7 protein-coding genes are annotated in these 5,592 nt (G+C 36.7%); all 7 read right to left on the bottom strand.

Annotation, left to right across the window (positions count from 1 at the left end; genetic code table 11):
- Nucleotides 1–2,577 (bottom strand): DNA-directed RNA polymerase subunit beta (rpoB, locus tag VMW81_09890; GenBank protein HUU51249.1); only part of this gene is annotated, 2,577 nt, incomplete at its 3' end.
- Between the two features lie 65 nt (nucleotides 2,578–2,642).
- A complete protein-coding gene (rplL, locus tag VMW81_09885) occupies nucleotides 2,643–3,023 on the bottom strand; it encodes a 50S ribosomal protein L7/L12 (protein HUU51248.1) in 381 nt (126 codons plus the stop codon).
- Nucleotides 3,024–3,158: 135 nt separating this feature from the next.
- A complete protein-coding gene (gene rplJ, locus VMW81_09880; GenBank protein HUU51247.1) occupies nucleotides 3,159–3,674 on the bottom strand; it encodes a 50S ribosomal protein L10 in 516 nt (171 codons plus the stop codon).
- A 37-nt stretch (nucleotides 3,675–3,711) separates the two neighbouring features.
- Nucleotides 3,712–4,416 (bottom strand): 50S ribosomal protein L1, encoded by a 705-nt coding sequence (gene rplA / locus VMW81_09875; GenBank protein ID HUU51246.1) that lies wholly within the window; start codon nucleotides 4,414–4,416, stop codon nucleotides 3,712–3,714.
- Nucleotides 4,417–4,438: 22 nt separating this feature from the next.
- A complete protein-coding gene (rplK, locus tag VMW81_09870; protein ID HUU51245.1) occupies nucleotides 4,439–4,867 on the bottom strand; it encodes a 50S ribosomal protein L11 in 429 nt (142 codons plus the stop codon).
- 18 nt (nucleotides 4,868–4,885) lie between these two features.
- Nucleotides 4,886–5,416 (bottom strand): transcription termination/antitermination protein NusG, encoded by a 531-nt coding sequence (gene nusG / locus VMW81_09865; GenBank protein ID HUU51244.1) that lies wholly within the window; start codon nucleotides 5,414–5,416, stop codon nucleotides 4,886–4,888.
- 21 nt (nucleotides 5,417–5,437) lie between these two features.
- On the bottom strand, nucleotides 5,438–5,590 hold the full coding sequence (gene secE / locus VMW81_09860) for a preprotein translocase subunit SecE (protein HUU51243.1): 153 nt from the start codon (nucleotides 5,588–5,590) through the stop codon (nucleotides 5,438–5,440).
- Nucleotides 5,591–5,592 lie beyond the last annotated feature (2 nt).

Here is a 5,592-nt window from a genome sequence, read left to right as displayed (position 1 = left end):
AACAGCATCTTCAAAGTTGTAGCCGCGCCATGGCATAAAAGCTACTAAAATATTTCTACCCAAAGCTAAATCACCTTGATCAGTTGCAGGGCCATCAGCTAATACCTGACCTTTAACAACCTTATCACCTTCTTTAATAATCGGTCTCTGATTGATACATGTATTTTGATTAGAACGGTTGTACTTAGCGAGAGAATATATATCTACTTCCGGATGAGACGAACTTTCTTTACCCTTTCCTGTTCTCCGAACAACAATTCTGCTAGAATCAACACTAACTACTTCACCATCTTCTTTACAGATGATTAAAGATCCCGAGTCCCTTGCTGCAACAAATTCCATACCAGTGCCTACTAAAGGTGCTTCGGTTTTTAAGAGAGGAACAGCTTGGCGCTGCATATTAGAACCCATGAGAGCTCTATTCGCATCATCATTTTCTAAAAAAGGAATTAAGGAGGCAGCAACGCTAACCAATTGCTTTGGAGAAACATCCATATAATCAACCTGATCAGGAGGAACCATTATAAATTCTCCACCCTTTCTTGCAGAAACAAGATCTCTTATGAGATTTCCTCTCTTGTCCAACTCTGCATTTGCCTGAGCAATAACATACTGATCTTCCTCATAGGCTGAAAGAAATTCCACTTCTTCTGAAGCCCTCCCCTTATTGACCTTTCTATAGGGAACCTCGATAAAACCAAAATCATTGACTCTCGCATAGGTACTCAAAGAGGCTATTAATCCTATATTCGGTCCCTCTGGGGTCTCAACAGGGCATACTCTTCCATAATGGGTAGGGTGAACATCCCTTACCTCAAAACCAGCCCTTTCTCTTGTTAAGCCACCAGGACCTAATGCACTCAGTCTTCTTTTATGAGTTATTTCAGACAAAGGATTTGTCTGATCCATAAATTGGGACAGTTGGCTACTGCCAAAAAATTCTTTTATAGCTGCTGTGACAGGCTTGAAATTTATTAAATCATGGGGCATAACCTCCGTAACATCTTGGATACTCATCCTTTCCCGTATTGTTCTCTCCATCCTTACCAAACCAGTTCTGAACTGATTTTCAACCAATTCTCCAACAGATCTAACCCTTCTATTCCCCAAATGATCAATATCATCTACTGCCCCAATCCCTTGACTTAAACCAATAAAATATCTAACCACCTCAATGATATCTTTAAGTGTTAAATTTCTCTCTTCTAAAGACAAGTCTAACCCGAGTTTCTTATTGAGTTTAAGTCTGCCTATCTTGGACAAATCGTAACGTTTTGGATTGAAAAACAGGTCATAGAAGAGCTGCTGCGAACTCTCCTTGGTAGGAGGATCGCCTGGCCTTAATCTCTTATATATCTCTATTAATGCCTCGTCAGAAGTACTTATCTTATCAACTGCCATGGTGTTTTTTAATGACCAACTGTCTATATGCAAAATTTGAAACTTTTGTATTCCTTTTTCCTTAATAATAGCAATGGCTTCTTTGGTCAGCTCAGTATTGATTTCTGAAAATATCTCACCTGTTTTTGTATCTACAATATCTAACGCAATAACTCCTCCAATAAGGCTATCCTCAGTAACATCAATATATTTTATTTTCGCTTCTTTTATCTTTTTAAAGACTCCCTTAGAAACCTTTCTTCCAGCCTTTATGTATACTTCACCTGTTTGAGGATCTATAATATCTTTTGATGCCTTTTGTCCTACCAAAAGCTGAGAAACACTTTTAGAGAAAAATCCTTCTCCCTTATGATAGATAATATCTTCCATCTGATAAAAGGTGTTCAATAAATCTTCAGTAGAAAGACCAAAAGCCCTTAAAAGAACTGTAGCAGGCATTTTTCGTCTTCTATCAATACGTACATATATTAAATTTTTTGCGTCCATTTCAAAATCAAGCCATGAACCTCTATAAGGGATGATCCTCGCAGAATAGAGTATCTTCCCACTAATATGGCTTCTTCCTTTATCCTGACTAAAAAACACTCCAGGAGATCTGTGCAATTGACTTACAACAACTCTTTCAGTACCATTAATAATAAAAGTCCCTTTATCTGTCATTAAAGGCATTTCTCCAAGGTAAACTTTTTGTTCTTTTATATGTCTTATATCTTTGATATCTTTTATTTTCAGTTCTCCAGTCTCTTCATCTTTTTCTGGAATAACTAGTCGGACCATTACTCTCAAAGGGTCTGCATAAGTCATTCCTCTCTGACGGCATTCATTGATGTCGTATTTTCCTTTGTATTTAAGTCTCTGCCCACACTCCTCACAGGTTACACTTGGGCCTCCAAGTCCTCTGTACTCACCACAGTTACATTCCCATGCTCCTATTTCATAGCCCACATATTGTAAAAAAGAAGTTTCATTAAAATCACTAATAGGAAAGACACTTTTAAAAACCTCTTCCAACCCTACATTATCCCTTTCATTAGGATTTTTTTTGTACTGCAGAAAACGTTCGTAAGATTTTTTTTGTATATCGATAAGATTCGGGATATCTATAACGGTTGGAATCCTTGCAAAACTTTTTCTTTGTATCCTTCCTTGATCACAAGAAATCCTTGATTCAGCCATTATGCACCTCTATATAATTTGATTTCTCTAAAAAAATAAAATACAGCGAGATCAAGCTCGCCTTACTACTTAATCTCCACACCTGCCCCTGCACTTTCTAACTGGGCTTTTATTTTCTCTGCCTCTTCCTTGGAAACTTTTTCTTTTACAGGTTTTGGAGCCCCGTCTACTAAAGTTTTGGCATCTTTCAAACTTAATGCAGTAATTGTCCTTATCTCTTTAATAACTTGGATCTTCTTATCACCAAACGAGCTTAAAATAACATCAAATTCTGTTTTTTCTCCTGCTCCTGTTTCTGCTTTTGCCTCAGGTGCGGCTACCGCAGCGGCTGCTGGGGCCATGGCCGTAACACCAAATTTCTCCTGTAATTCTTTTACCATCTCAGATAACTCCAAAACGCTCATATTCTCAATGTACGCTATCATATCTTCTTTGGTTATCTCCATACTCCCTCCAGCTTTTGTTTTTTCCTTCTCCTTTTTCGTATCTTTTTTTGCCTCTGAAACCTTCTCAGCCTTTGTATCTGTCTTCTTCTTTTCAGTTGCCTCAGACATTTTCTGCCTCCTCTTTTAATTTATTTACTATTTTTTAAGTTTTTTAATTCCCTCTAATGTAGAAAGAAAACTTCTTAAAACTCCCTCTAAAGTACCAACAAAACTCCCAATCGGTGATTGAAACCCTGCCAACAAAATACTTATCAGAACCTCTCTTGAAGGCAATTTCGCTAATTCTTCTATCTTGTTAATCTCTATCTTCTTACCCTCTACAAATCCTCCTTTAATCTTTAAATTTGGTTGTTCCTTTGAATAACCCATAATAACCTTTACAGGAACTAATACATCTTCATAACTAAAAGCAATTGATGTTGGACCTAAAAAATATTCAGACAACTCTTCAAAGCTCGTTCCCTTTGATGCTCTTAGAGCTAAAGTATTTTTCAATACTTTGAATTCTGCAGAAGAATCTCGCAATCGTCTTCTTAGTTCCGTAACCTGAGCTACATTAAGTCCTGTAAGATCAGTGAAGACTGCTGACTTTATTCTCTTGAATTTATCATTTAGCTCTTCTACTTTTTTGATTTTATTTTCATTGATCAATGATCTTTCTTCCTCCCTTTTTTAATAATCAAAATATTTATTTAAAAGCATTTGCTATTTCAATATTGTCGATTTTTATTCCAGGTCCCATTGTAGAAGAAATAGAAATATTTCTTAAATATTGTCCTTTACTCGCTGCAGGTTTTAATTTCAGAAGTGTCTCAAAAAACTGACTTATGTTTTTCTTTAAGTCATCAATAGAAAAACTCCTTTTCCCAATAGAAAGATGAACGATTCCATATTTATCAACTTTAAAATTTACCTTTCCTGCCTTAATATCTTTAACAGCCTTGGCGATTTCAAAAGTAACTGTGCCAGATTTAGGATTCGGCATAAGTCCCCTTGGCCCAAGAACCTTTCCTAACTTTCCAACCACACTCATCATATCTGGAGTGGCTATTGCTTGGTCAAACTCGAGCCAACCTTGATTGATTTTATTGACCAGATCCTCTGCCCCTACATAATCAGCTCCAGCATCCAATGCTTCCTTTTCTTTTTCTCCCTTAACAAAGACGAGTACTCTCACTTTTTTACCCGTTCCAGCGGGAAGCACTACGGTTCCTCTTACCATCTGGTCTGAATGTTTAGGACTAACCCCCAATCTAACTGCAACATCAATACTTTCATCAAATTTTGTAAAAGAAAGCTCCTTAACAAGAGTTAAGGCTTCCTCTAAGCTATATTTCTTTCCTCTGTCAACTTTGGCTTGGACGCCTTGAAAATTTTTTCCATTGTGTTTCATTATTGACTATCTCCGAGATTTTTTAATTTCTTATTACTTCAATTCCCATGCTTCTTGCTGTACCCTCTATTATTCTGATAGCACCTTCTAAATCTTTTGCATTTAAATCCTTCTCCTTGCTTCTGGCTATTTCTTTAATCTGATCCATAGTCACCTTACCTACTTTCTCCTTTTTAGGATCTGAAGAACCTTTCGCTATTTTTGCTGCCTGTTTTAAAAGTACAGAAGCTGGAGGTGATTTCGTTACAAAAGAGAAGGAACGATCCGAAAAAACGGTTATGATTACTGGAATGATTAAACCCTCTTGACCTTTTGTTTTTTCATTAAATGCCTTACAAAATTCCATTATATTGACACCATGCTGTCCCAGTGCAGGTCCAACAGGTGGTGAAGGATTAGCCTGTCCACCTGGCACCTGTAATTTAATTGATGCAATCACTTCCTTTGCCATTTAAATATCTTCTCCTTATTAAATCCTTTCTACCTGTAAAAATTCCAATTCTACAGGTGTCGCTCTACCAAATATACTTACCATAACCTTTAACTTTCCGCGCTCTGGGCTAATCTCATCGATTACACCTGTAAAATTTGTAAATGGTCCATCTATGACTCTAACGCTTTCACCTTTACTAAACAAGACCTTTGGTTTTGGTTTTGTTTTATCCCCTTCTACTTGTCCAAGAATATTTTTAACCTCTTCTTCTGAAAGAGGTGTTGGATTTCTCTTGTCCCCTAGAAAACCTGTTACCTTCGGAGTATTCTTAATGAGATACCAAATATCATCATCCATATCCATTTCAACGATAATATAACCAGGGAAAAATTTTCTTGCTGATACCTTTTTCTTTCCTCCCTTGACCTCTATCACATCCTCTGTAGGCACGAGAACCCTCGAAACCCTTTCCTGAAATCCTAAAGCTTCGAGTCTTTCTTCTAAACTTTGCTTTACCTTGTTTTCATATCCTGAATATGTATGGATGACGTACCATTTTTTTGTCATTTTATCTCTTTTATCCAATGTTTATTTAAACAACTGTTTCACTAATTTTGATAATCCTAAATCAACGAATCCAAGAAAAACAGCTATAATGAAAACCGCAACAAGAACCACAGAAGTTGACATCATTGTATCTTTTCTTGAAGGCCAAGAGACCTTTTTAAATTCTATTTTCACCT

This window comes from Nitrospinota bacterium, assembly GCA_035528715.1.
In the GTDB taxonomy this organism is placed as follows: domain Bacteria; phylum JADFOP01; class JADFOP01; order DATKYB01; family DATKYB01; genus DATKYB01.
This window is presented reverse-complemented; position numbering and strand designations above follow the sequence as displayed.